Source organism: Paracoccus aestuarii (assembly GCF_028553885.1).
Taxonomy (GTDB): domain Bacteria; phylum Pseudomonadota; class Alphaproteobacteria; order Rhodobacterales; family Rhodobacteraceae; genus Paracoccus; species Paracoccus aestuarii.
In genome coordinates, this window is the sequence record NZ_CP067169.1 from 43,728 (window position 1) to 66,648 (window position 22,921).

Here is a 22,921-nt window from a genome sequence, read left to right on the forward strand (position 1 = left end):
AAAAAGCAATGCGGGGTGGGATGCTGAACTGGCTGCGCGATATCGGGTCCTTCTGGGGTGCCATCTTCGAACGGATGGACAAGACCCACATGACGCTGATCGCGGCCGGGGTCGCCTTCTATGCCATGTTCGCGGTCTTTCCCGGGCTGGCCGCGATCATCGCGCTCTGGAGCCTGTGGTTCGACCCGCTGGTCGTGCTGACCTATCTGGACGTGGCGCATGAATTCCTGCCCGCGGGCGCGTCCGACATCGTCGACGACCAGGTCACCACCCTGACCGAGAACGGCCGCACATCGGTGGGCTGGGCGTCCTTCATCTCGTTCCTGATCGCCACGGTGGCGGCGCGGGCGGGGGTGGACGCGCTGATCCGGGGGCTGAACGCGGCCTATGGGGTGCGGGCCCATTCGACGGTCTTCGGCTTTCTGCTGGCCTATCTGCTGACGCTGGTCATCGTGGGGATATCGCTGGCGGGGCTGGCCACGATCGTCGTGGTGCCCGTCGTGCTGAACTTCGTCGTCTTCGCGCCGCTGCGGGCGGGGCTGCTGACGGTGCTGCCTTGGGCGGGGATGTTCGTGCTGGTCATCGTGACCATCGGTGTGCTCTATCGCTATGGGCCCAACGTCAAGACGCCGCGCACGCCGATCTTCACCTGGGGCGCGCTGTTCGCGGCGCTGCTGTGGTCGGCCGGATCCATCGCCTTTTCCGCCTATCTGGGCAGCTTCAACAGCTACAACCGCATCTACGGGTCGATCGGCACGGTGGTCGCACTGCTGATGTGGTTCTATCTTGCGGGCTTCTCGGTCCTGCTGGGCGCGCTGATCAATGTCGAACTTGCCCGCCGCCGCCGCATGCGGGCCGCGCGCGAGGCACGGCGCGGCTTCAACGCCATCCTGGCCGAGAAATCCCGCTGACCCCTTCGCCCCAGGGGGAACGATACCCGCCCCCCGGACTTGACCCTTGAACGTCACAGAACGCGACAAGGGGGACAGACATGCAGAATCTGGCCGACAGGTTGGGCCTCAGGGTCGATCCGACCATCTTTTTCGTATCCGCGGGCATCAGCCTGATCTTCGTCGTGGCGCTGGTCGCGGCGCCCGAACAGATCGGCGGCGTCTTTGCCAGCAGCCGCGCCTGGATCGTCACCAATCTGGGCTGGTTCTTCATCCTGGGGGTGAATGTCTGGCTGGGCTTCCTGCTCTATGCGGCCATGTCGCGGCACGGCCATATCCGGCTCGGGCCGCGCAATTCCCGGCCCGAATACACCAACCTGTCCTGGTTCACGATGCTGTTCGCGGGCGGCATCGGCACCGTCCTGATGTTCTGGGGCGTGGCCGAGCCGATCAGCCATTACCAGGCCCCGCCCTTGCCGGGGGTCGAGCCCTATTCGTTGCAGGCCGCCCAGGACGCGATCTCGATCTCGCTCTATCACTTGGCGCTGCATACCTGGACGATCTTCGCGCTGCCGGGGCTGGCCTTCGCCTATTTCATCAACCGCTACGACCTGCCGGTGCGGGTCAGCTCGGTCTTCTATCCGCTGCTGCGCGAGCGCATCCACGGGCCGATCGGCAAGGCCATCGACATCGCCTCGATTCTGGGGACGCTGTTCGGGGTGGCCGTGTCCTTGGGCCTGGGGTCGTCGCAGGTGGCGGCGGGGCTGTCGGCGCTGTTCGGCTGGACCGATGACACGACGCTGCGGCTGGCCATCCTGGGCACGCTGACGGTTGTGGCGACGCTGTCCATCGTGGCGGGCCTGGACAAGGGCGTGAAGCTCTTGTCGAACATCAATATCGGCATGGCGGTGGGGCTGATGATCTTCGTGCTGGTCACGGGGGCCACGCTGTTCCTGCTGCGCGGCATCGTCGAGACGGTGGGCCTTTACCTGTCGAACCTGCCGCGGCTGGCCTTCTGGAACGACATGCTGCATGGGCAAGGCATGGGCACCGGGACCTGGGGCTGGCAGGCGGACTGGACGGTCTTCTACTGGGCCTGGACGGTGACATGGTCGCCCTTCATCGGGCTGTTCGTGGCGCGGATCTCGCGCGGGCGGACGGTGCGGGAATTCGTCTTCGGGGTGCTGCTGGCGCCGTCGCTCTTCACGGTGATCTGGTTCGCGGTCTTCGGCTGGCAGGCGATGGCGCTGGACGGGCTGGGCCCGGATGCGCGCGCGGCTATGGGGGCGGGCGCGGGCGCGATCAGCGCGGCCGTGTCGGAATCGGTGCCGCTGGCGATGTTCGCCTTCTTTGCCGAGCTGCCTTGGGCGCCGCTGATGCAGGGGCTGGCGGTGCTGGTCGTGGCGATCTTCTTCGCGACCTCGTCGGATTCCGCGTCGCTGGTGGTGGACATGCTCTGTTCGGGCCATGCCAAGGCCGGCCCGGTGCGCCAGCGCGTCTTCTGGGGCCTGGCCGAGGGCGCCATCGCCGCCACCCTGATCCTGCTGGCGGGCGAGGCGGGCCTGACCGCGCTGCAGCAGGTCATCACCGTGGTGGGGCTGCCGATCTTCATCCTGGTCTGCATGATGATCCCGGCGCTGATCCGCGGCTTCGCGGCCGAGGATATCGACCACATCACCATCGGCAAGCGGCCGGCCCTGTCGGAATTCCATTCCGATCCGGACCCGGACCAGCCGCCGTCGGCGCCCTAGCCGACGCCCATGGTTTGTCTTGCGCGGGCGACCAGCCCGCGCAATTCTTCCAGGGTCAGGCCGCCGAAGGCGCCCTCGTCGCCCGCGATGAAGCTGGGCGTGCCGACCAGGCCCACATGGTCGGACAGCAGAAAGCTCATGGTGATGTGGCGCTCGACGGGATCGGACAGGATGTCGCGTTCCAGCCGATCCATGTCCAATCCGGCCTCGCGCGCGGCGCGGCGCGCGGTCTCGCCCGTGGCGCGGCCGCGCATGCGGAACAGGCCGGTATGGACCTGCCAGTAGCGGCCCTGCTGCAGCGATGCCAGCGAGACCCGCGCCGCGGCCTCGCTGTCGGGGCCGAAGGTTGGCCATTCTCGGAACACCACGCGCAGCTGCGGATCCTCCAGGATCAGGCGGTGCATCGGCTCGACCATCTGCGCGCAGAAGGGGCAGTTGTAATCAAAGAACTCGGTCAGGGTGATGTTGCCGTCGGGATTGCCTAGGACCGGCGCGGTCGGGTCGCGTTCCAAGGCCTGGCGCAGCTCCTCTGGCATGGCGTTGTCGCGGGCGGGCTGGGCGCCGGCGATCATCGGCAGGGTCAGCATGGCGGACCCGGCGGTCAGGAAAAGGCGGCGTTGCATGGCGTCTCCGATCATTGTTTGCGCCCGCTTTGCCCGGCCCGGCTTAAGCGGGGCTTAAGGGCAGGGTGATGCGCACCACCTGCCCGCCGTCCGGCGGGTCCAGATGCAGGCTGCCGCCCAGATGGTCGACCGCCGCCGCGACGATGGCCAGGCCCAGCCCGCTGCCCTGCCCGCCCGCGCCGCCGCGCCAGAAGCGGTCGGTGGCGCGGCCCAGATCGGCGATGCCCGGGCCCTGATCGCTGACCGTCAGGGTCAGGCCTTGGGCGTCGTGACGCGCGGCGATGGTCACCGTGCCGCCTTGGGGCGAATGCTGGATGGCGTTTTCGACCAGATTGCGCAGCGTGCTGTGGATCAGGACACGCGGCGCGCGCAGGGGCGGCAGGTCGCGGGCCTGCACCGCCAGCTCCACCCCGGCGGCGCGGGCCTGGGGGGCAATGTCCTGGGCGATCTCGGCGATCAGGGCGGCGGGGTCCAGCGCCTCGGGGCTGGCCCCGTCGCTGTCGATGGCGGCCAGGTCCAGCAGCTGCCGCACCATCCGGTCGCTGCGATCGACCGACAGGGCGATGGCGTCCAGCGCCCGGTCGCGCGTGGCCGCGTCGCCCGCCCGCCGCGCTACCTGCGCCTGGATGCGCAGCCCGGCCAGCGGGGTCTTCAGCTCATGCGCGGCGAAGGCGGTGAAGTCGCGTTCGGTCCGCCGCACATGGTCCAGCTGCTGGAACAGGCTGTCCAGCGCCCGGCGCACGGGGCGGATCTCGCGCGGGGCGGGGGCGTCGGGCAAGGGCCGCAGATCGCCGGGCCGGCGGGCGCGCAGATGGGCGGCCAGCTGTTCCAGCGGCGCAAGGCCGCGCCCCACGCACAGCCAGATCAGCCCCGCCAACAGCGGAAACAGCACCGCCGCCGGCCACAGAAGGCCCCGGACCACGCCCGCGACCAGCCCGCCCCGCACATCCGCCCGGTCGCCGACCATCACCCGCACGCCCAGATCGTCGTTATGGACCGCAAAGACCCGCCACGGCACCCCGTCGATCATCGTGTCGGAAAACCCCTCGGCCAGCGCCATGCGTTCGTCCGGCGCCCCCGAGGAGGCACCGATCAGATCGCCCCGCAGCGACCAGATCTGGCAGGACAGCTGCCGCGACAGGTCGGTCGTGGCAGGCATCGGCACCGTCACCGGCCCCTCGGTCCCCACCGCGATCCGCTGGTCCGAGATCAGCGAGCTGACCATGTTCGCCGATTCCGCCAGCCGCGCATCCAGCACGCGCTGGACCTGCGCCCGCGTCGATCCCGCGATCCACAGCACCGCCGACAGCCACAGGATGCAGGCGGCCAAGGTCAGCACGACGATCAGGCGCAGGCGGATCGACATCACCCGCCCTCCGCCACGCGGTAACCGACGCCGCGCACCGTCTGGATCGCGTCCCGGCCCAGCTTGGCGCGCAGGTGGTGGATATGGACCTCGACCGCGTTGCTTTCGACATCCTCCTGCCAGCCATAGAGGCGTTCCTCCAGCTGGGCGCGCGACAGGATGCGGCCGGGGCGGTCCAAGAGCGCTTGCAGGATGGCGAATTCGCGCCGCGACAGGCGCAGGACATCGGCGCCGCGCGTGGCGGTCATCGCCGCGGGGTCCATCACGATGTCGCGCCAAGCGACGGTCGCCGTGGCCCGCCCCGCGCCCCGGCGCAGCATGGCGCGCAGCCGGGCGGCCAGCTCGTCCAGATCGCAGGGCTTGCCCAGATAATCGTCGGCCCCCGCATCCAGCCCCTCGACCCGGTCGCGCACCCGGTCCCGCGCCGTCAGCAGCAGGACCGGCAGCCGGTTCCCCGCCGCCCGCATCTGGGCCAGCAGATCCGTCCCCGCCCCGTCGGGCAGCATGATGTCCAGCACCATGGCGGAAAATTCGTGATCGCGCAGTGCCGCGCGGGCATCGGCCAGCGTGCCCACCGCATCGCAGGTGAATCCCGACAGGCCCAGCCCCACGGCAAGGCCATCGGACAGGACCGGGTCATCCTCGACGATCAGCAGGCGCATGGCGGTTCCTTATCCCTGACCGGGGCAAAGTGACAGGCCAAGCTTAAGCCCCGCTTAAGCTGACCGTCCTAGCAGGCCCTTCATGATGATACGGATTCTTGCCGCGGCCGCGACCGCGATGACCCTGTTTTCCGCCCCTGTGGCGGCGGCGCCCCTGCACCCGGATCAGGCCTTTGCGCTGACCGTTACGCCCGATCCCTCGGGCGATCTGGCCGTTCTGTGGGATGTCCAGCCGGGCTATTACCTCTATGGCAGCAAGATCGCGGCCGAGGGGGAAGGCGCCCCCATCCCCCTGACTCTGCCCGAGGGCGAGGTCTATGACGACCCCTGGATGGGCGAGGACGTGATCTATCGCCAGCCCGTCGGCACCGCGATCCCCGCGCCCGCAGGCCCGGTGACGCTGCATTGGCAGGGCTGCCAGCAGGACGGCATCTGCTACGCGCCGCAAGAGGTCCGGCTGGATACCGATGGCATGCCCCTGCCCGAGCCCGCGCGCGACACCGCCCTGCCCGACTGGTCCAGCGCGGGCTCCGGCCTGGCCCTGGCCCAGGATGAGGGAATGGTCGCGGGCCTCGCCGGGCGCGGAGGGGCGGCGCTGGTGGTGCTGGGCTTTTTCGGCTTCGGGCTGCTTTTGTCGCTGACGCCCTGCGTGCTGCCGATGGTGCCCATCGTCGCGGGCATGCTGACACGGCAGGGGGCGGGGCTGACCGCGCGGCGGGGGCTGGTGCTGACCGGGGCCTATGTGGCGGCGATGGCCTCGGCCTTCGGGATGCTGGGGGTGGTCGCGGCCTGGTCGGGGGCGAACCTGCAGGTGGCGCTGCAATCGCCGCTGGCGATCGGGCTGATCGCGGGGGTCTTCGTGCTGCTGGCCCTGTCGATGTTCGGCCTGTTCCAGATCCAGATGCCAGCCGCCTGGCAGGTGCGCCTCGGCGCGGCGCAGGCCGGGCGCGGCACGGTGGGGGGTGCGGCGGCGCTCGGCTTCGGATCGGCGCTGATCGTGGGGCCTTGCGTAACCGCGCCGCTGGCCGGGGCGCTGATCTACATCGCCCAGACCGGCGACGTGGTGCTGGGGGCAGCGGCGCTGTTCGCGCTCGGGCTGGGACAGGGGGTGCCGCTGCTGGCGGTGGGCGCCTTCGGGCCGCGCATCCTGCCCAAGCGCGGCGCCTGGATGGAGCGTGTGCGCATCGCCTTCGGCATCCTGTTTCTGGGGCTGGCGATCTGGCTGGCGGGGCGGATCCTGCCGGGGCCTGTGGTGCTGGCGCTCTGGGCGGTGCTGCTGATCGGGACGGGCGCCATCATCGGCGCAGGGCGCAGGCCCGCCGCCGCGGCGGGGCTGGTCCTGATCACCGGCGGGGTGATCCAGGGGGTCGGCGCGGCACTGGGCGGCGACGATCCGCTGCGCCCGCTGGCGCCCCTGGCGGGCGCGCCGGTTGAGGCGGCCGATTTCCACACCGTCTCGACCCAGGCCGGGCTGACGCAGGCGCTGCAGCAGGACGGCCCGGCGCTGATCTATGTCACCGCCGATTGGTGCACCATCTGCCGCGCCATCGAGCGTGGCCCCATGGCCACCCCGGAGGTCACCGCCGCGCTGGACGACCTGATCCGCATCAAGGTCGATGTCACCGAGTTCGGCGCCGAATCCCAGGCCCTGCTGGCCGATCTGGGGGCCGCGGGTCCGCCCACCATGGTCTTTGTCGATGCCGCAAGGGCCGAGGCCCCCGGCAGCCGCCTGATCGGCGAGGCCAGCGCCGAGGCCATGGTCGCATCCGCCCGGCAGGTGGCGCAATGACTGCGGTGGCGATCGGACCATTCGTTTTCGAAGCCGGACGGCTGGCGGCGGTCGTCGCGCTCCTGGTGTTTTCGGTCGTGGCCGGGGTGATGGCCCGCAAGCGCGCGGGAATCGAGGCCTGGGCCAGCTGGGCGGTCCTCGGCTGGCTGATCGGCGCGCGGATCGGATTTATCGCGCTGAACTGGGCCGATTTCGCGGGCCAGCCGCTGGACGCGCTGCGGGTCTGGCAGGGCGGCTTTCATGCCCGGACGGGATGGTTTGCCGGCGGCGCGGTGCTGCTGATCGCCGCGCTGCGCGGTCATCACCACGTCCTTCGCCCCCTGCTCGTTGCCGCGGCGATCACCGGCGTCGCCCATCAGGCCGCGGTCTCGGCCCTGCCGCGTCCCGCCATGGCACTGCCGACGGTGCAGCTTATGGCGATGGATGGCTCTGCGGTCCAGCTTGCCGGACGCGAGAAGGTCGTCGTGCTGAACCTGTGGGCCACATGGTGCCCGCCCTGCCGGCGCGAGATGCCGATGATGACCGAACTGGCCGCCGAACTGCCCGAGGTCGATTTCATCTTCGCCAACCAAGGCGAAGGGGCCGAGCGGATATTCGCCTTTCTGACCGCCGAGGGCCTGCCCTTCGCGGGGATGCTGCGCGATCCATCCAGCCATCTGATGGGCCGCCTGCGGGCCGTCGGCATGCCGACCACCATGGTTTTCGACCCCGAGGGCAACCTCAGCGGCAGCCATACGGGCGAGATTTCCCGCGCCGCATTGCGCGCCATGATCGACACAGCCGAGGAATGACATGAACCCCCTGATCCCCCTGCTGGCCGCGCTGGCCTTGGCCGCCTGCCAGCCCAGCCCCCGCAGACCGAGACCCCCACCGCACCCGCCCCGCCCCCGGTCAGCGCCGAGACCGCCGCGATCTATGCCGCGCAGCCCGACGGCGATCTGACCGTGCCGGGCATCCCGCTGAACATGCTGTCCGAGGACAAGGCCCGCCAGATCGTGCCCTACTGGACCGATCACCCGGTGGGCACGATCATCGTCGATCCCTATGACCGGCGGCTCTATCATGTGCGCGCGGGCGACACCGCGATGCGCTATACGGTCGGCGTGGGCGCTGCGGGCTACGGTTTCGCGGGCGAGGCCCATACCCCTTATCAGCGCGACTGGCCCCGCTGGACCCCCACCGACACCATGCTGGCCGAGAACCCCGACATGTACGGCCCCTCGGCCGGGGGCGTGGATGGCGGGCTGATGAACCCAATGGGGGCGCGCGCGCTCTATATCCACAATTCCGGGGGCGACACCTTCTATCGCATCCATGGCACGCCGGACCCGGAATCCATCGGCACCGCGTCATCGGCGGGCTGCATCCGGCTGTTCAACCAGGACATCATCCACCTGGCCGAGAACACCCGCAGCATGGCCAAGGTCGTCGTCCTGACGCAGGCGCAGCGCGGCATGGGCACCACCCCGCCCGGCACCGCGCGCCCGGCGGATGCCCCCGCATCCACCGCCTACGAGACCGCGAGCATCACCGGAGGCCCCGCATGACCAATCGACGCGCGATCCTGGCCGGAGGCGCGGGCCTCGGCATCCTGGCCTTCGGCGGCATCGGCCTGACCCTGATGGCCACCCGCCCCGCCGGGGACGGACCGGACCCTGCCGAGGTGCTGTTCGACCCCGACCAGCCGGTCCTCGGCAACCCGGAGGGCGACGTGACCGTGGCCGAGTTCTTCGATTACCAATGCCCCTTCTGCAAGCGCGGCCATGACGCCCTGCTGGAGGAGGTCGCGGCCGATGGCGGCGTGCGGCTGATCATGAAGGACTGGCCCATCTTCGGCGGCGCCTCGGCGCTTGCGGCCCAGATGGTGCTGGGCGGGCATGCGCGCGGCGAATACGCGGCGGCGCAAAAGGCGCTGATGGCCACCCCCGCCCGCCTGACCGAGGATCAGGTCCGCGCCGCCCTGACGGGCGCGGGGCTGGACCCGGATGCGCTGATCCTGTCCTATCGCGCGGACCGGGCCAGATGGGACGGGCTGATGGCCAGGAACGGCGCGCAGGCCGCCGCATTGGGCCTGCAGGGAACGCCCGCCTTCATCATCGGCCGTTCCATCCATGCCGGCGCCTTGGACCGGTCACGTCTGCGTGGGGCGATTGCCCAGGCCCGCGCCGCCGCTTAAGGCTGGCTTAAGCCGCACGGCCCAGCATCGGCCCAAGGAAAAACCGGAACAGGAGCAGGGACATGACCCGTTTGACACGTCGCAGCACGCTTGGCCTGATCGCCGCCGCAGGGCTGGTGACGCCGACCATCCTGCGCGCGCAGGACCGCAATGCCAGCAGCTTCACCATGCAGCATTGGCAGGATCATTTCGACAGCTTGGGGAAGGGCGTGATCGTCTGCGACGTGACCTCGCGCGCGCTGCATTTCTGGTCGGGCGACGGGCAGACCTACAAGGTCTATCCCACCTCGGTCCCCATCTCGGAGGAGCTGACCAAGCGCGGCCGCACCGAGATCGTCCGCAAGGTCGAGGGCCCCAGCTGGACCCCCACCCAGTCCATGATGGAACGCTTTCCCCATTACCGCCCCATGGGCCCCGGCCCGGACAACCCCCTGGGCACCCATGCCATGTATCTGACTTGGCCCGCCTATCTGATCCACGGCACGCATGACACGCGCAAGATCGGGCGGCTGTCGTCGGATGGCTGCATCGGCCTCTATAACGAGGGCATCGAGGAGCTGTTCGGCAAATGCCCCATCGGCACCCAGGTCCGGATCATCTGATCCCTGCCGCAGAGGTGATTTGCGCAACCGCCCCCGCAGGCCCCAGACTGGGCGCATGACCCGGACCCTGCCCGCCCTGATGATCGCGACCGCGCTGGCCCTGCCGGGGATGGCGCGGGCGCATCCGCATGTCTTCGCCGATGCCGCGCTGACCGTTGTCTTCGACGACCAGGGCCGGCTGGCCGCCATCGACGAGGCGCTGGTCCATGACGAGCTCTATTCCCTGCTGGTCCTGACCGAGACGGGCGATCCCGGCCCGGGCGGCCTGCAGGGCGGCGCGCTGATCGCGCTGGCGGGGGCGGATCCGAACTGGGACCCGGTCGCGGGGGCGGCCCTGTCGCTGGACCGCGCGGGCCGGCCCGTGGCCCTGCGGTCCCAGCATCTCTCGACCGGGTTCGAGGGTCACAGGCTGGTCTCGCGCCGCCGCCATGTCCCGGCAGCGCCGGTCGCGGCCGATGCGCCCATCGGCATCCGGCTCTATGATCCGACCTGGTATGTGGACGTGACCATGCCGGCCCAGGTTACCCTGCGCGGTCGCCGGGACTGTCGCGTGACCCGCCAGCCCGGCGACGGCACAGCCCAGCAGAGCGCCTATGACAGCGCCCTGCGCGACGCACTTGCGCGCGAGATGGGCACCACCCCCGCCGTCAGCATCGGCGCGGTGGGCGCGGACCGCATCACCCTGACCTGCGGGCCCTGACCCGCCCCCGCGGTTGCGAACGTCACCGAATTGTCGCCTTTTCGTTGTTCCGCTGTCTTTTGCGCGCTCTATTGGGGCGGCAACCGATCAAGACAGAAGGATTGAGACATGCGCATCGTGAAACCGGCCGTCCTGGCCCTGCTGGCCAGTTCCGCCCTGACCGCCCCGGCCATGGCCCAGGAGGCGCGCAACGTCATCCTGATGATCACCGACGGCGCGGGAATCGAGACCTTCCGCGCCGCCAGCTATTTCCGCCACGGTGCGACGGGTCACGAGGTCTATGACGATTTCGAGGTCCAGACCTTCATCGCGACCCATCCGCTGAACACCTCCAGCACGCCGACCCTGTCGGATGACGGACGGGTGGAATTTGATGTGGCCGACCTGTTCGACGATGCCGAATCCGGCGAGGATGGCGGCCATCAGGGCAACCTGACCAGCTATCCGGGGTTCTTCGCGGGCTATGACTATGCGCGCCGCGACTATACCGACAGCGCGGCGGCCGGCACGGCCCTGGCCTCGGGGCAGAAGACCTACAACAACGCGGTGAACTGGTCGAATGACGACCAGCCGATCCGGCATATCGGCGATTACGTGGTCGACAGCGGCCGCGCGCTCGGGGTGGTGACCTCGGTGCAGGTCTCGCATGCGACGCCCGCGACCTTCCTGGCGCAGAACGCCTCGCGCAACGATTACGCGGGCATCGGCGCGCAGATCGTCGACAGCGAGCTGGCCACCGTCGTCATGGGCGCGGGCCATCCGCATTACGACGTGAACGGCCAGCGCATCGAGGAGGTGGCCGAGGACGCCTATCGCTTCATCGGCAGCCAGGACCATTACGACCGCATGGCCGCGGGCCAGACCGGCTGGCAGCTGATCGAGACGGCGGATGATTTCCGCGCCCTGGCCGATGGCGATCTGGACGTGACCGGCGACCGCATCATGGGCCTCGTGCAGAACGCCGCAACGCTGCAATACAACCGCGAGGGCGTGACGGCGCGGAACTGGCTGGAAACCTCGCCCTCGCTGCCGGTGATGACGCGCGGCGCGCTGAACGTGCTGGGCCGGAACGAGGAGGGGTTCTTCCTGATAGTCGAGGGCGGCGCGGTCGATTGGGCCGCGCATGGCAACAACCTGCCCCGCATCATCGAGGAGCAGATCGACTTCAACGAGGCCGTCGAGGCCGCCGTGGAATGGGTCGAGGCCAATTCCTCCTGGGACGAGACGATGATCGTCGTCACCTCGGATCATGGCAACGGGCTGCTGCAGGGGCCGGGTTCGGACAGCGAGGCCTATCAGCCGATCCTGAACCAGGGGGCGGGCGCCCTGCCCGTCGTGCGCTGGCACAGCGACACCCACACGCGCGAGCTGATCCCGCTCTATGCCCGCGGTGCGGGGGCGGAGTATTTCGCCGAAGTGTCGCAGCCCGCGTCCGAGCTGGCCGTGCTGGGCGTGTCCGAGGAGGCGCAGCGCTGGACCGACAATACCGAGGTCTTCCGCGCCGCCATGGCCGCGATGGGCCTGGAGGCCGAGGCCGATCAGGGCGTCGACCAGGCCGCCGCCCAGTAGGGACGCGCCTTTTTCGCCACAGCGCCCGCCGGGAACGGCGGGCGCCCCCTTTTTCCGACCATTCTGATCGGATAAGGGGACCGGGACCAGCCAGCCCCGGCCCCGCCGCGCCAGCCGCCCCCCGCAGTCCTGCCCGGAGCCGCTGATGACCCGCTTTTCCCATCTGACGATCGGCCTGTCGCTGATCGCCCTGATCCCCACCGCAGCCTTGGCCCAGCAGGGGCCGGTCCTGCTGGACGGCATCACCCTGGACGCCGCCGCCGATACCGCCACGATCGGCTCCCCCGCCAGCCCCCGCCCCGGCGGCCAGACCGCCGGCCGCGCCCGGATCGGCGCCCTCGGCGATCAGGACCTGGCCACCGCGCCCTTCCGCGCCGAGGCCTATACCGAGGATCTGATCCGCGACCAGCAGGCCCGGTCCCTGGCCGACGTGACCCGCAACGACCCCTCGGTCCGTCAGGACGCGCCGACCTTCAGCGAACGCGATTCCTTCTTCATCCGCGGCTTCTCGGTGCCGAACCTGGACACGCTGTTCGACGGGCTGCCCTATATCGCCAATCCGCGCCGCAGCGCGCTGGAGGGGATCGCGCGCGTCGACCTGCTGATGGGGCCGACGGCGCTGGCCAATGGCGGTGTGGGGCGCGTGGGCGGCACGATCACCCTGATCCCCAAGCGGGCCGAGGATGCGGACCTGACCCGCATCACCACCGGTATCGCATCCGACAGCCAGGTCTGGACCCATGCCGATCTGGGCCGCCGCTTCGGCCCGCGCCGCGAATTCGGGGCCCGCGCCAACCTGTCCTGGCGCGGCGGCGACACCGCGCTGGACCGCAACAGCGCCGAGGTCGGCGTGGCGACCCTGGGCCTGGACTATCGCGGCGACCGGCTGCGCGCGACGCTGGACCTGAACGCGTCCAAACAGGACCTGGACGCGCCGACATCGCTCTTCAACGCCGCGGCCCCCGGTCTGGCCATCCCCGACGCGCCGGACGGGCGCATCAACACCGCCAACCCGTTCGAATTCCATGACAGCGACCACCGCATGCTGGCCAGCCGCGTCGAATACGACCTGGGCGCCGCGACCACCGTCTATGGCGCCTTTGGCGCCAGCCGCTACCGCGAGGATTTCCTGACCTCGAACTACACCATCACCGGCGAGGACGGCGAGGCCGTCAACGAGCTGGGCTTCAACCCGCAGGAGATCGAGGGCCGCGCCGCCGAGATCGGCCTGCGCAGCCGGCTGCGCACGGGCGCCGTCGATCACCGCATCAGCCTGTCGGCGGCCTGGTCGCTGAACCGCAACAACCGGGGCGAATTCAACCCACGCCTGCTGGGCTTTCCGGTCGCGGGCACGAATATCTACGATCCGCGCTTCCTGGACGCGGCGCCCGACCTGTCGGGCCTGCCCCGCGCGGATGGGCTGATCCCCTTCGCCGATCTGCGCAGCCGGTCGGTGGCGCTTGCGGACACGATGTCCCTGGACGAGGATCGGGTCCAGCTGACCTTCGGCGGCCGCTGGCAGCAGATCCGCACCCGCGGCTTCAACACCCGCCCCGGCAATCCCGACTTTCCGGTGGGCGAACAGAACTATCTGGCCGAGGACAGTGCCTTCACCCCCGCCCTGGCGGCATCCTGGCAGGTCGCGCCGGGGGTGACCGTCTATGGCAATTATGTCGAGGCGCTGACCGAGGGGCCGACCGCCCCCGCCGTGGCGCTGAACGCGGGCGAGATCTTTCCCGCCGTCGTCAACCGCCAGCGCGAGCTGGGCGCGCGCTATGATCTGGGGACGGTGACGCTTGGCGCCAGCCTGTTCGAGATCCGCCAGCCGAACGGCATCACCGATCCCGGCACGGGGCTGTTCAGCCTGTCCGGCCAGCAGCGCAATCGCGGGTTGGAGCTGTCGGCCGCGGGTCAGCCCGCCGAGGGGTTCCGCATCCTGGGCGGCGTGACGCTGATGGATGCCGAGCTGCGCCGCACCCAGGCCGGGGCCTTCGACGGCAATGACGTGCCGGGCGTGGCGCGGGCGGCGGCCAGCCTCTATGCCGAATACGACCTGCCGGCGGTTCAGGGGCTGACGCTGAACGGGCGGCTGATGCATGGCGGTTCGACCTGGTACGACCAGGCCAACACGCAGAAGGTCGCGGGCTGGACCCGGCTGGACTTGGGCACGCGCTATTCCCTGCAGGCCCAGGGCCGCGAAGTCGAGCTGCGCGCCAATGTCGAGAATGTCCTGAACGAGAGTTACTGGGCCAGCTCGGCGCGCGGCTTCCTGTCGGCGGGCGCGCCCCGGACCTATGCCCTGTCGGCATCCATGAGGTTCTGACGCCGGCGGCGCCGGCCGCCGGGCGGGACCGTGGATCAGCGCAGGCTGTCCACCGCAAAGACCGCGGTGGTGCCGCTGACCTCGTTGCCCACCAGCAGCAGCGGGCGGCCGTCGGGCGCATCCTCGGCGGGCACGAAATAGAGCCCCTCGGCGCCCAGGTCGGTCTCGGTCGCGCCTTCGGCGGTCTGGGCCACGGACAGGTCGCGCGTGTTGAGATAGGTGACGAAGGCGGTCCCCTCGGGGTCGGTCACGTCATAGACCATGACGCCGCCCATCCGCTCCAGCCCGACGAAGGCGTAATCGCGACCGTCGATCCGGCCCATGGCGATGCCTTCGGGTTCGGGGCCCTTGTTGACCGACCGCCGCTTCAGCTGGATGTCGCGATGGCGGTGGTCGGCGTTGAAATGGTCGGGGAACAGCGCCAGGATCGTCTCCTCCATCTGGCTGCCGGAATCCCAGACCAGGTCCAGCCCGTCATCGGTCACGCGAAACAGCGAGGCCGACCGCCCGCCAAAGGTATAAAGCGCATCATAGACGCATTCCGCCGCCACATAGGCGCGGATGTCGTCATGGCCCATCGCCTGCACCTCGGCCGTGGGCCGCGACGGATCGCAGCCCGTGAAGCCCAAGGTGGATGTCACCAGCAGATCGCCCATCGCCTCCGGGGCCTGCAGCGCCCCGGCATCGGGAAAGGCCTCGGGGTCCAGGCGCAGGTCCTTGACGGCGAATTCCTCGGACCAGCAGCCGTCCTGGTCGTATTCGCGGGCATCGCCCTCGTTCGCGGTCAGGATGAAGGTCTGGCCGCCGGTCTCCAGCAGGCGGATCGTGTCGGGCATGAACACGCCCATGACCGGCCAGTGGCGGATGTCGACATCGCCTGCGCGCGAGGCGTCGAAGCCCGCGCCCGACCATGCGCCATCCGCCGACCAGTCCTTGAAGCCCAGGGGCCAGATGTCGGTGACGGTGGCGGATTCGATGTCGATGCGGGCGATGGCGTTGTTTTCCTGCAGCGACACATAGGCGGTGCGGTTGTCGGACGCGACCTCGACCCATTCGGGCTCCATGTCCTGGGCGGCCGTGGCGCCGGGGCCGAAGATGCGGATGCCGCGGTCGCGCAGCGCGTCCTCCTGGCCGTTGAAGGCGGTGAAATCGGCATGGCGCACATCGGCATCGGTCAGCGCCTCGGCGCCGTTCGACAGGTCGATGATGGTGACCGATCCTTCGGGATCAATGGCGAAATCATCGGCGGGCTCGCCCTCGTTGGCGACCAGCACCCACCGCCCGTCGGGCGAGAAGGTCAGCGCATCGGGCAGCGCGCCCGCTGTCACCACCGACAGGCGGTTGCCGTCCGTGTCGTAGAAGGCCACCGCGCCCGGATCGGTGCGGACCGCGCCCTCGACCGCGATGGCGACGATGCCGCCGCGCGTGGCCACGCTGTTGGCAGCCGCGCCCAGGTCCGAGACGTCGATGGTGAAGGCCAGCACGGGCGCCGCCGGATCGCTGAGGTCCAGCGCGTCGACCTGGCCCGAGGCCGCGTTCACGACAAAGGCGCGGCGCGTCGCGGGGTCATAGGTGACGATCTCGGCCGCGCTTTCCTGATAGATGCCCGTCTGGTAGCGGCCGATCGGGTTCAGCGCGATGGCTGCACCTTCGGCCGACAGGACATGGGGGCCCGCCAGGTCGGGGTCGTTCTGGGCGGCGGCCGGGCCCGCCAGGGCGGTTCCGGCCAGAAGCAGCGTCAGGATGCGCGATGTCATGCGGGGGGTGATGCGGAGCGTCATGGGGGATGTCCTTGCGTGTCGGTCGGGCGCTTGTGGCCCGCCCCCATGACAGTGCCGCGTCGGTTCCGCGACGATCGCGTGACTCAGCGCTCCAGGAAGTCGCGGATCGCGTCGCCCGCCTCGGCGATATTGGCGATGCCGTCCAGATGGCCGCGCGCGCCCGACAGCGCGACCAGCTCGACCGGGGTGCCGTCCTCGCCGATGATCCGGGCGGTGCGCTGCACGGCATCGGCGGTGAAGACCAGGTCCGTCGGGCTGTGGATCATCAGGACCGGCACGTCGATGTCGCGCAGCCCCTGTTCGACCCCCTCGTCGGGATGGCCAGCGACGAATTGCTGATTGGCGCGCACCAGATAGAGGAAATGGTTCGCATCCGCCATCGCCGCCCGCTCAGCCCCCCCGTCCGCAAGCGTCCGCGTCACCGCGAAATCGCCGTCCCAGGACGCGCCGGGATCCTGCGCCTCGTCGGCCCATGTGCGGCCGAAGGTCGTGTCGGCCCAATCCTCGCTGTTGGCATGCAGCGTCACGATGGACAGCGACTGCGCCAGACCGTCCAAAGGCGGCGCGCCGTCGTAATAGGCGCCGCCCTGCCAGTTCGGGTCCAGCCGGATCGGCGCGGCCCAGACCTCCAGCCAGGCGGTCAGCCAGGCATCGGCCCAGCCCGCCGCGATCACCGGCGCCACCCGCGTCAGCCGGTCGGGATAGCGCGCCGCCCATTCCTGCGCCTGCAGCCCGCCCATGGACGGGCCCATCACCGCATGCCAGCGCTCGATTCCCAGCTGCTCCATCAGGCCCAGCTGGCTGTCGACGAAGTCGCCGATGGTCAGGATGGGGAAATCCATGCCCCAAGGCCGGCCCGTATCGGGGTTGATCGAGGCCGGGCCGGTGGTGATGACATTGGGGTCGTTGGCGTTCAGGTTCACCGGCGTGTCGGCCGAGACGACGAACCAGCGATCCGTGTCGATGGGCTTGCCCGGCCCGATGATCGCATCCCAATAGCCCGGTGCGGCGTCGTCTTCGGCATAGCGGCCCGCGGCATGGCTGTTGCCGCTGAAATGATGGGTGATCAGCACGGCATTGTCGCGCGCCTCGTTCAGCGTGCCGTAGGTCTCGAAGCCCAGGGTCATTTCGGGAATGACCGCGCCGCCGCGGGTCTGGAAATCCTCCAAGGTGAAGGACTGTTTCTCGACGATGCCGATATCGGCCCAGGCCGGGCTGGCCATCAGGACCGTGGCAAGGATGACGTGACGCATGGAACCTCCCTTACATGCCGGGGCGCGTGCCCCTTGCGCAATGTGCAACCGGAAATGGTTTCCCGCAACGGCGACGGGGCCTGTTGAACCCCGCGCCGCATCGCCCCATGATGCGCCGGCACGACCGGGGGATGACGATGACCGAGGACTGGACCGCCCGATTTCCGGGCCTGTCGCGGCTGGAGGACGGGCTGCGCGCGCGCCTGCGGGCCGAAAGCGCCGTGGTGTCGGTCCCCGCGGGCAGCGTGATCTTCGGCCCCGGCACCACGCCCGACAGCCTGCTGCTGCTGCTGGACGGGCGGGTGCGGGTCCAGCAGCTGTCCGAACAGGGGCGCGAGATCGTGCTTTATCGTGTCGAGGCCGGGGAAAGCTGCGTGATGACCACGGCCTGCCTGCTGGCCTATGACGATTATTCCGCCGAGGGCATCGCCGAGACCGACCTGCGCGCCGCCGCCATCCCGCGCGGGGTCTTCGACGACCTGGTGGCGTCCTCGGTCGCGTTCCGCACCTTCATCTTCACCGCCTATGCGCGGCGGATGATCGACCTGTTCCTGGTGATCGAGGAGATCGCCTTTCAGCGCCTGGACATCCGCCTGGCCCAGAAGCTGGTCGAGCTGTCGCGCGGCGCGGATCAGCTGCGCCTGACCCATCAGCAGCTGGCCGCCGAGCTGGGCACCGCGCGCGAGGTCGTCTCGCGCCAGCTGGCGGAATTCCAGCGCCGCGGCTGGATCGTGCTGACCCGCGGCGTGATCGACCTGACCGACCGCGCGGCCCTGACGGGCCTGGCTGCCCAGGATGCCAATTGGCGCGGCATGGTGACTTAGTCACCGACAGGCCCGCCCGCCTTCTGCCAGATGGACCCGACATCCCGCAGGAGGACAGACCATGCAACCCAATATCGGCTCCACCGACCGCGCCCTGCGCCTGGCCTTGGGCGCCATCCTGATCGCCCTGGCCCTTCTGGCCGGGCTGGAGGGTGGCCTGCGCATCGCCGCCCTGATCGCAGGCGCGGTGATGATCCTCACCGCCGGCATCCGGTTCTGCCCGCTTTATACCCTGTTCGGCCTGCGCACCTGCCGCCGCTGAAGGACATCGCCATGACGCAATACCCGGTCCATATGGACATCCGCCCCGAAGTCACCGGCTTCTTCGATCCGGCGACCAACACGATCAGCTATGTCGTCCAGGACCCGGCCTCGGACGCCTGCGCGGTGGTCGATTCCGTCATGGATATCGACTATGCCGCCGGCCGCATCACCTATGACCATGCCGACGCGATCATCGCCTTCATCCGGGATCGCGGGCTGCGCCTGGACTGGATCATCGAGACCCATGTCCATGCCGACCACCTGTCCGCCGCGCCCTATATCCAGCAGGCGCTGGGCGGCAGGATCGGCATCGGCGACAAGATCATGGTCGTGCAGGACACCTTCGGCAAGATCTTCAACGAAGGCACCGAGTTCCAGCGCGACGGCAGCCAGTTCGACGCCCTGTTCAAGGATGGCGACGTCTATCACGTGGGCGCGATGCCCGTGGTGGCCATCGCCACGCCCGGCCATACGCCCGCCTGCATGGTCCATGTGATGGGCGATGCGGCCTTCGTGGGCGACACGCTTTTCATGCCCGACGGCGGATCGGCCCGCGCCGATTTCCCCGGCGGCGATGCGGGCGAGCTCTATGACAGCATCCAGAAGGTGCTGGCTTTGCCGGATCAGACGCGTCTGTTCATGTGCCACGATTACGGCCCGAACGGCCGCGAGATCCAGTGGGAGACGACGGTCGCCGATGAACGCGCCCATAACATCCATGTGGGCAATGGCGCCACGCGCGAGGATTTCATCCGCTTCCGCACCGAACGCGATGCGACGCTGGCCATGCCCAAGCTGATCATCCCGTCGCTGCAGGTGAACATGCGCGCGGGCGAGATGCCGGTCGATCATGACGGGCGCCCGATGCTGAAAGTGCCGGTCAACGGTCTCTGACCGGCCGAAAGGGAGGATAGGATGGAACCGAAATACCTGACACGGGCCTTGGCCGTCGCACCGCAGATCACCGCCGCCGACCTGCCCGCGCTTCGCGCCCAGGGGTTTCGCGCGATCATCGTGAACCGCCCCGATGGCGAGGGCGCCGACCAGCCCGGCCATGCCGAGATCGAGGCCGCCGCCCGCGCCGAGGGGATGGAGCTGCGCTATGTGCCCGTCACCGGCGGGGTGATCGGGGATGCGGACGTGGCGGCCTTCGACGCGGCGCTGCGCGAATTGCCGGGGCCGGTCCTGGCCTATTGCCGGTCGGGGATGCGGTCCGCCACGATGTGGGCTTTGTCGCAGGCCGAACAGCACCCGCTGCCGCATATCCTTCAGGCGGCCAAGGGCGCGGGCTATGACCTGTCCGGCGTCGCGCGGCGCATCGCCAATGGTGGGCATGTGCCGACCGCGGGCGCGGATGTCAGCCATGACATCGTGATCGTCGGCGCGGGGGCTGCGGGCATCTCGGTCGCGGCCAGCCTCCTGTCGCGCAGGCCCGGCCTCGACATCGCCATCATCGACCCGGCCGAGGCGCATTACTATCAGCCCGGCTGGACCTTGGTCGGCGCAGGCGTCTTCCAACCGCAGGAGACCGCGCGCACCACCGCATCCCTGATCCCCAAGGGGGTCACCTGGATCAAGGCCGCCGTCGCGGGCTTTGATCCCGACGCCAATGCCGTCATCCTGGAGGGGTGCCGCGTCATCGGCTATCGTCGGCTGGTGGTCTGCCCGGGGCTGAAGCTGGACTGGGACCGGATCGAGGGCCTGTCCGAGACCTTGGGCCTGAACGGCGTCACCTCGAATTACCGCTATGACCTGGCGCCCTATACCTGGCAGCTGGTGCAGGCGATGCGCGGCGGGCGGGCGGTCTTCACCCAGCCCCCCATGCCCATCAAATGCGCGGGCGCGCCGCAGAAGGCCATGTATCTGTCCGGCGATGCCTGGCACCGGGCGGGCGTGCTGAAGGACATGGACATCCAGTTCATGAATGCGGGCGGGGTGCTGTTCGGGGTCAAGGACTATGTCCCCGCGCTGATGGAGTATGTGCGCAAATACGATGCGACGCTGAATTTCCACCACAACCTGACCCGCATCGACGGCCCGGCACGCAAGGCCTGGTTCACCGTGACCGAACCCGACCAGCCCGCACGCGAGGTTCAGGTCGATTTCGACATGATCCATGTGACCCCGCCGGAGACCGCGCCGGATTTCATCCGTGTCTCGCCTCTGGCCGACGCGGCGGGCTGGGTCGATGTGGACCCCGCCACCCTGCGCCACAAGACGCATCAGAACATCTGGTCGCTGGGCGATGTGATGAACGCGCCCAATGCCAAGACCGCCGCCGCCGCCCGGGTGCAGGCGCCGGTCGTGGCCGACAATCTGGTCGCCGATATCGACGGGCGCGCGGCCGTGTCGCAATATGACGGCTATGGCTCCTGCCCCTTGACGGTGGAACGCGGCAAGATCGTGCTGGCCGAGTTCGGCTATGGCGGCAAGCTGCTGCCCAGCTTTCCGCGCGCGCTGCTGGACGGCACGAAGCCGTCGCGGCGGGCCTGGCTGCTGAAGGAACGCATCCTGCCGCCGGTCTATTGGCGCGGCATGCTGCGCGGGCGGGAATGGCTGGCCAAGCCCGACCCCATCGCGGCAGAGTGAGACAACCTTGAACGGACCCCTGAATTGAAGACCCTGCGCGACTATTTCCCGATCCTGACCTGGGGCCGTCACTACGGCCGCCAGAGCCTGTCCGACGATCTGCTGGCGGCGGTGATCGTGACGATCATGCTGATCCCGCAATCGCTGGCCTATGCGCTGCTGGCGGGGCTGCCGCCCGAGGCGGGGCTTTATGCCTCCATCGTGCCGATCATCCTCTATGCGGTCTTCGGGACCAGCCGGGCGCTGGCCGTGGGGCCGGTGGCGGTCGTGTCGCTGATGACGGCGGCCGCCATCGGCGCCATCGCGGAACAGGGCAGCATGGGTTACGGCGTCGCGGCCCTGACGCTGGCCTTTCTGTCGGGTGCCATCCTGATCCTGATGGGGGTGCTGAGGCTGGGCTTCATCGCCAATTTCCTGTCGCATCCGGTCATCGCGGGCTTCATCACCGCATCGGGCATCCTGATCGCCACCAGCCAGGCCAGCCATATCCTGGGCGTCAGCGCGGGCGGCCATACCCTGCCCGAGATGCTGACCGCCCTGATCCGCGCCCTGCCGCAGGTCAACTGGATCACGCTGGTCATCGGGCTGTCCGCGACGGGCTTTCTGTTCTGGGTGCGGCGCGGGCTGAAGCCGCTGCTGCGCCGCATGGGGATCGGCGCGCGGGCGGCCGATATCGTGACCAAGGCCGGGCCGGTCCTGGCCGTGGTGGCAACCACGGTCGCGGTCTGGGGGCTGGGCCTCGATGCGCAGGGCGTGCGGATCGTGGGCGCGGTGCCGCAGGGCCTGCCGCCGCTGACGCTGCCCTCGTTCTCGCCGGATCTGATCGGGCTGCTGATCGTGCCGGCGGCGCTGATCTCGATCATCGGCTTCGTCGAATCGGTCTCGGTCGCGCAGACTCTGGCCGCCAAGCGCCGCCAGCGCATCGATCCGGATCAGGAGCTGATCGGGTTGGGCGCCGCCAACATGGGTGCGGCCTTCACCGGCGGGATGCCGGTCACCGGCGGCTTTGCGCGATCCGTCGTGAATTTCGACGCGGGCGCGGCGACGGCGGCGGCGGGGGCTTTTACCGCCGTGGGGCTGGCGGTGGCAGCCATCGCGCTGACGCCGCTGATCTTCTATCTGCCCATCGCCACGCTGGCGGCGACGATCATCGTGGCGGTGCTGTCGCTGGTCGATCTGGGGATCCTGCGCCGGGCATGGGCCTATTCACGGGCCGATTTCCTGGCCGTGGCGGCGACGATCCTGGCCACGCTGGTCATGGGGGTCGAGGTCGGCGTGTCGACGGGCGTGATCCTGTCGGTGGCGCTGCATCTCTACAAGACCTCGCGCCCGCATGTGGCCGAGGTGGGCCTGGTCCCCGGCACCCAGCATTTCCGCAACATCCTGCGCCACGAGGTCCAGACCGATCCGGCCGTCCTGACCCTGCGCATCGACGAGAGCCTCTATTTCGCCAATGCGCGATTCCTGGAGGACTACCTGGCCGACCGGGTGACGCCCGACTGCGACCTGCGCCATGTCATCCTGATGTGTTCGGCGGTGAACGAGATCGACCTGAGCGCGCTGGAGAGCCTGGAGGCCATCGCCCACCGGCTGGACACGATGGGCATCGCGCTGCACCTGTCCGAGGTCAAGGGCCCGGTCATGGACCGGCTGCGCGGCACGGATTTCCTGGCGCATCTGACGGGGCGGGTGTTTCTGTCCCAGCACGACGCCTGGCAGGCGCTGCGCGGGTGATCCGCCCGCCGGCCTTGGTGCCGGC

The 22,921-nt window shown here is 69.4% G+C and carries 20 protein-coding genes; 15 read left to right on the forward strand and 5 right to left on the reverse strand.

The window, feature by feature from the left end; translation table 11 throughout:
• The first annotated feature begins 20 nt into the window (after positions 1–20).
• Positions 21–911: a YihY/virulence factor BrkB family protein gene (locus JHW48_RS00260; RefSeq protein WP_240637974.1), complete on the forward strand. Its 891-nt coding sequence runs from the start codon at positions 21–23 to the stop codon at positions 909–911.
• An 80-nt stretch (positions 912–991) separates the two neighbouring features.
• Positions 992–2,641 (forward strand): BCCT family transporter, encoded by a 1,650-nt coding sequence (locus tag JHW48_RS00265; RefSeq protein WP_119887731.1) that lies wholly within the window; start codon positions 992–994, stop codon positions 2,639–2,641.
• Here the strand turns inward: JHW48_RS00265 and JHW48_RS00270 are convergent.
• From JHW48_RS00270 to JHW48_RS00280, 3 genes are read right to left on the reverse strand one after another with little or no spacing between them, the layout of a single operon-like run.
• Positions 2,638–3,264 carry a DsbA family protein gene (locus JHW48_RS00270; protein ID WP_119887732.1) on the reverse strand — a complete coding sequence of 209 codons (627 nt, stop codon included), beginning with the start codon at positions 3,262–3,264 and terminating at the stop codon, positions 2,638–2,640. The two genes, JHW48_RS00265 and JHW48_RS00270, sit on opposite strands and share 4 nt — an antisense overlap.
• A gap of 43 nt (positions 3,265–3,307) precedes the next feature.
• Positions 3,308–4,630, reverse strand: coding sequence for an ATP-binding protein (locus JHW48_RS00275; RefSeq protein ID WP_240637975.1), 1,323 nt, complete (start codon positions 4,628–4,630; stop codon positions 3,308–3,310).
• A complete protein-coding gene (locus JHW48_RS00280; RefSeq protein ID WP_119887734.1) occupies positions 4,630–5,292 on the reverse strand; it encodes a winged helix-turn-helix domain-containing protein in 663 nt (220 codons plus the stop codon). Before JHW48_RS00280 ends, JHW48_RS00275 begins: the two co-directional genes overlap by 1 nt.
• A gap of 85 nt (positions 5,293–5,377) precedes the next feature.
• Between JHW48_RS00280 and dsbD the strand changes: the two genes are divergently transcribed.
• From dsbD to JHW48_RS00320, 8 genes are all read left to right on the forward strand, one after another.
• Positions 5,378–7,081, forward strand: coding sequence for a protein-disulfide reductase DsbD (dsbD, locus tag JHW48_RS00285; protein ID WP_272835667.1), 1,704 nt, complete (start codon positions 5,378–5,380; stop codon positions 7,079–7,081).
• Positions 7,078–7,872, forward strand: coding sequence for a TlpA family protein disulfide reductase (locus tag JHW48_RS00290; protein ID WP_119887933.1), 795 nt, complete (start codon positions 7,078–7,080; stop codon positions 7,870–7,872). The genes dsbD and JHW48_RS00290 overlap by 4 nt, the downstream gene beginning before the upstream one ends.
• A gap of 153 nt (positions 7,873–8,025) precedes the next feature.
• On the forward strand, positions 8,026–8,628 hold the full coding sequence (locus JHW48_RS00295) for a L,D-transpeptidase (protein ID WP_272835668.1): 603 nt from the start codon (positions 8,026–8,028) through the stop codon (positions 8,626–8,628).
• Positions 8,625–9,257, forward strand: a complete 633-nt coding sequence (locus JHW48_RS00300) for a DsbA family protein (protein ID WP_119886500.1) — start codon at positions 8,625–8,627, stop codon at positions 9,255–9,257. The genes JHW48_RS00295 and JHW48_RS00300 overlap by 4 nt, the downstream gene beginning before the upstream one ends.
• A gap of 62 nt (positions 9,258–9,319) precedes the next feature.
• Complete coding sequence (locus tag JHW48_RS00305; RefSeq protein WP_119886501.1) at positions 9,320–9,859, forward strand: L,D-transpeptidase; 540 nt, start codon at positions 9,320–9,322, stop codon at positions 9,857–9,859.
• 55 nt (positions 9,860–9,914) lie between these two features.
• On the forward strand, positions 9,915–10,559 hold the full coding sequence (locus JHW48_RS00310) for a DUF1007 family protein (RefSeq protein WP_170152307.1): 645 nt from the start codon (positions 9,915–9,917) through the stop codon (positions 10,557–10,559).
• A gap of 108 nt (positions 10,560–10,667) precedes the next feature.
• Positions 10,668–12,128: an alkaline phosphatase gene (locus JHW48_RS00315; RefSeq protein ID WP_119886503.1), complete on the forward strand. Its 1,461-nt coding sequence runs from the start codon at positions 10,668–10,670 to the stop codon at positions 12,126–12,128.
• A 145-nt stretch (positions 12,129–12,273) separates the two neighbouring features.
• A complete protein-coding gene (locus JHW48_RS00320; RefSeq protein ID WP_119886504.1) occupies positions 12,274–14,451 on the forward strand; it encodes a TonB-dependent receptor in 2,178 nt (725 codons plus the stop codon).
• A 35-nt stretch (positions 14,452–14,486) separates the two neighbouring features.
• On the opposite strand, the gene JHW48_RS00325 is transcribed toward JHW48_RS00320, so the two are convergent.
• Together JHW48_RS00325 and JHW48_RS00330 are read right to left on the reverse strand one after the other, a co-directional pair.
• Positions 14,487–16,232 carry a choice-of-anchor I family protein gene (locus JHW48_RS00325; protein ID WP_119886505.1) on the reverse strand — a complete coding sequence of 582 codons (1,746 nt, stop codon included), beginning with the start codon at positions 16,230–16,232 and terminating at the stop codon, positions 14,487–14,489.
• Positions 16,233–16,315: 83 nt separating this feature from the next.
• On the reverse strand, positions 16,316–17,485 hold the full coding sequence (locus tag JHW48_RS00330) for an E22 family MetX-like putative esterase (protein WP_119886506.1): 1,170 nt from the start codon (positions 17,483–17,485) through the stop codon (positions 16,316–16,318).
• Positions 17,486–17,592: 107 nt separating this feature from the next.
• On the opposite strand from JHW48_RS00330, the gene JHW48_RS00335 reads away from it, so the two are divergent.
• The 5 genes from JHW48_RS00335 (at position 17,593) to JHW48_RS00355 (ending at position 22,896) form a co-directional block, all read left to right on the forward strand.
• Positions 17,593–18,309, forward strand: coding sequence for a Crp/Fnr family transcriptional regulator (locus tag JHW48_RS00335; RefSeq protein WP_240637865.1), 717 nt, complete (start codon positions 17,593–17,595; stop codon positions 18,307–18,309).
• 61 nt (positions 18,310–18,370) lie between these two features.
• On the forward strand, positions 18,371–18,571 hold the full coding sequence (locus JHW48_RS00340) for a YgaP family membrane protein (RefSeq protein ID WP_119886507.1): 201 nt from the start codon (positions 18,371–18,373) through the stop codon (positions 18,569–18,571).
• A gap of 11 nt (positions 18,572–18,582) precedes the next feature.
• A complete protein-coding gene (locus JHW48_RS00345; RefSeq protein WP_119886508.1) occupies positions 18,583–19,467 on the forward strand; it encodes an MBL fold metallo-hydrolase in 885 nt (294 codons plus the stop codon).
• 21 nt (positions 19,468–19,488) lie between these two features.
• Positions 19,489–21,162 carry a bifunctional protein tyrosine phosphatase family protein/NAD(P)/FAD-dependent oxidoreductase gene (locus JHW48_RS00350; protein ID WP_119886509.1) on the forward strand — a complete coding sequence of 558 codons (1,674 nt, stop codon included), beginning with the start codon at positions 19,489–19,491 and terminating at the stop codon, positions 21,160–21,162.
• Positions 21,163–21,186: 24 nt separating this feature from the next.
• Positions 21,187–22,896, forward strand: a complete 1,710-nt coding sequence (locus JHW48_RS00355) for a SulP family inorganic anion transporter (RefSeq protein WP_119886510.1) — start codon at positions 21,187–21,189, stop codon at positions 22,894–22,896.
• Positions 22,897–22,921: the final 25 nt, after the last annotated feature.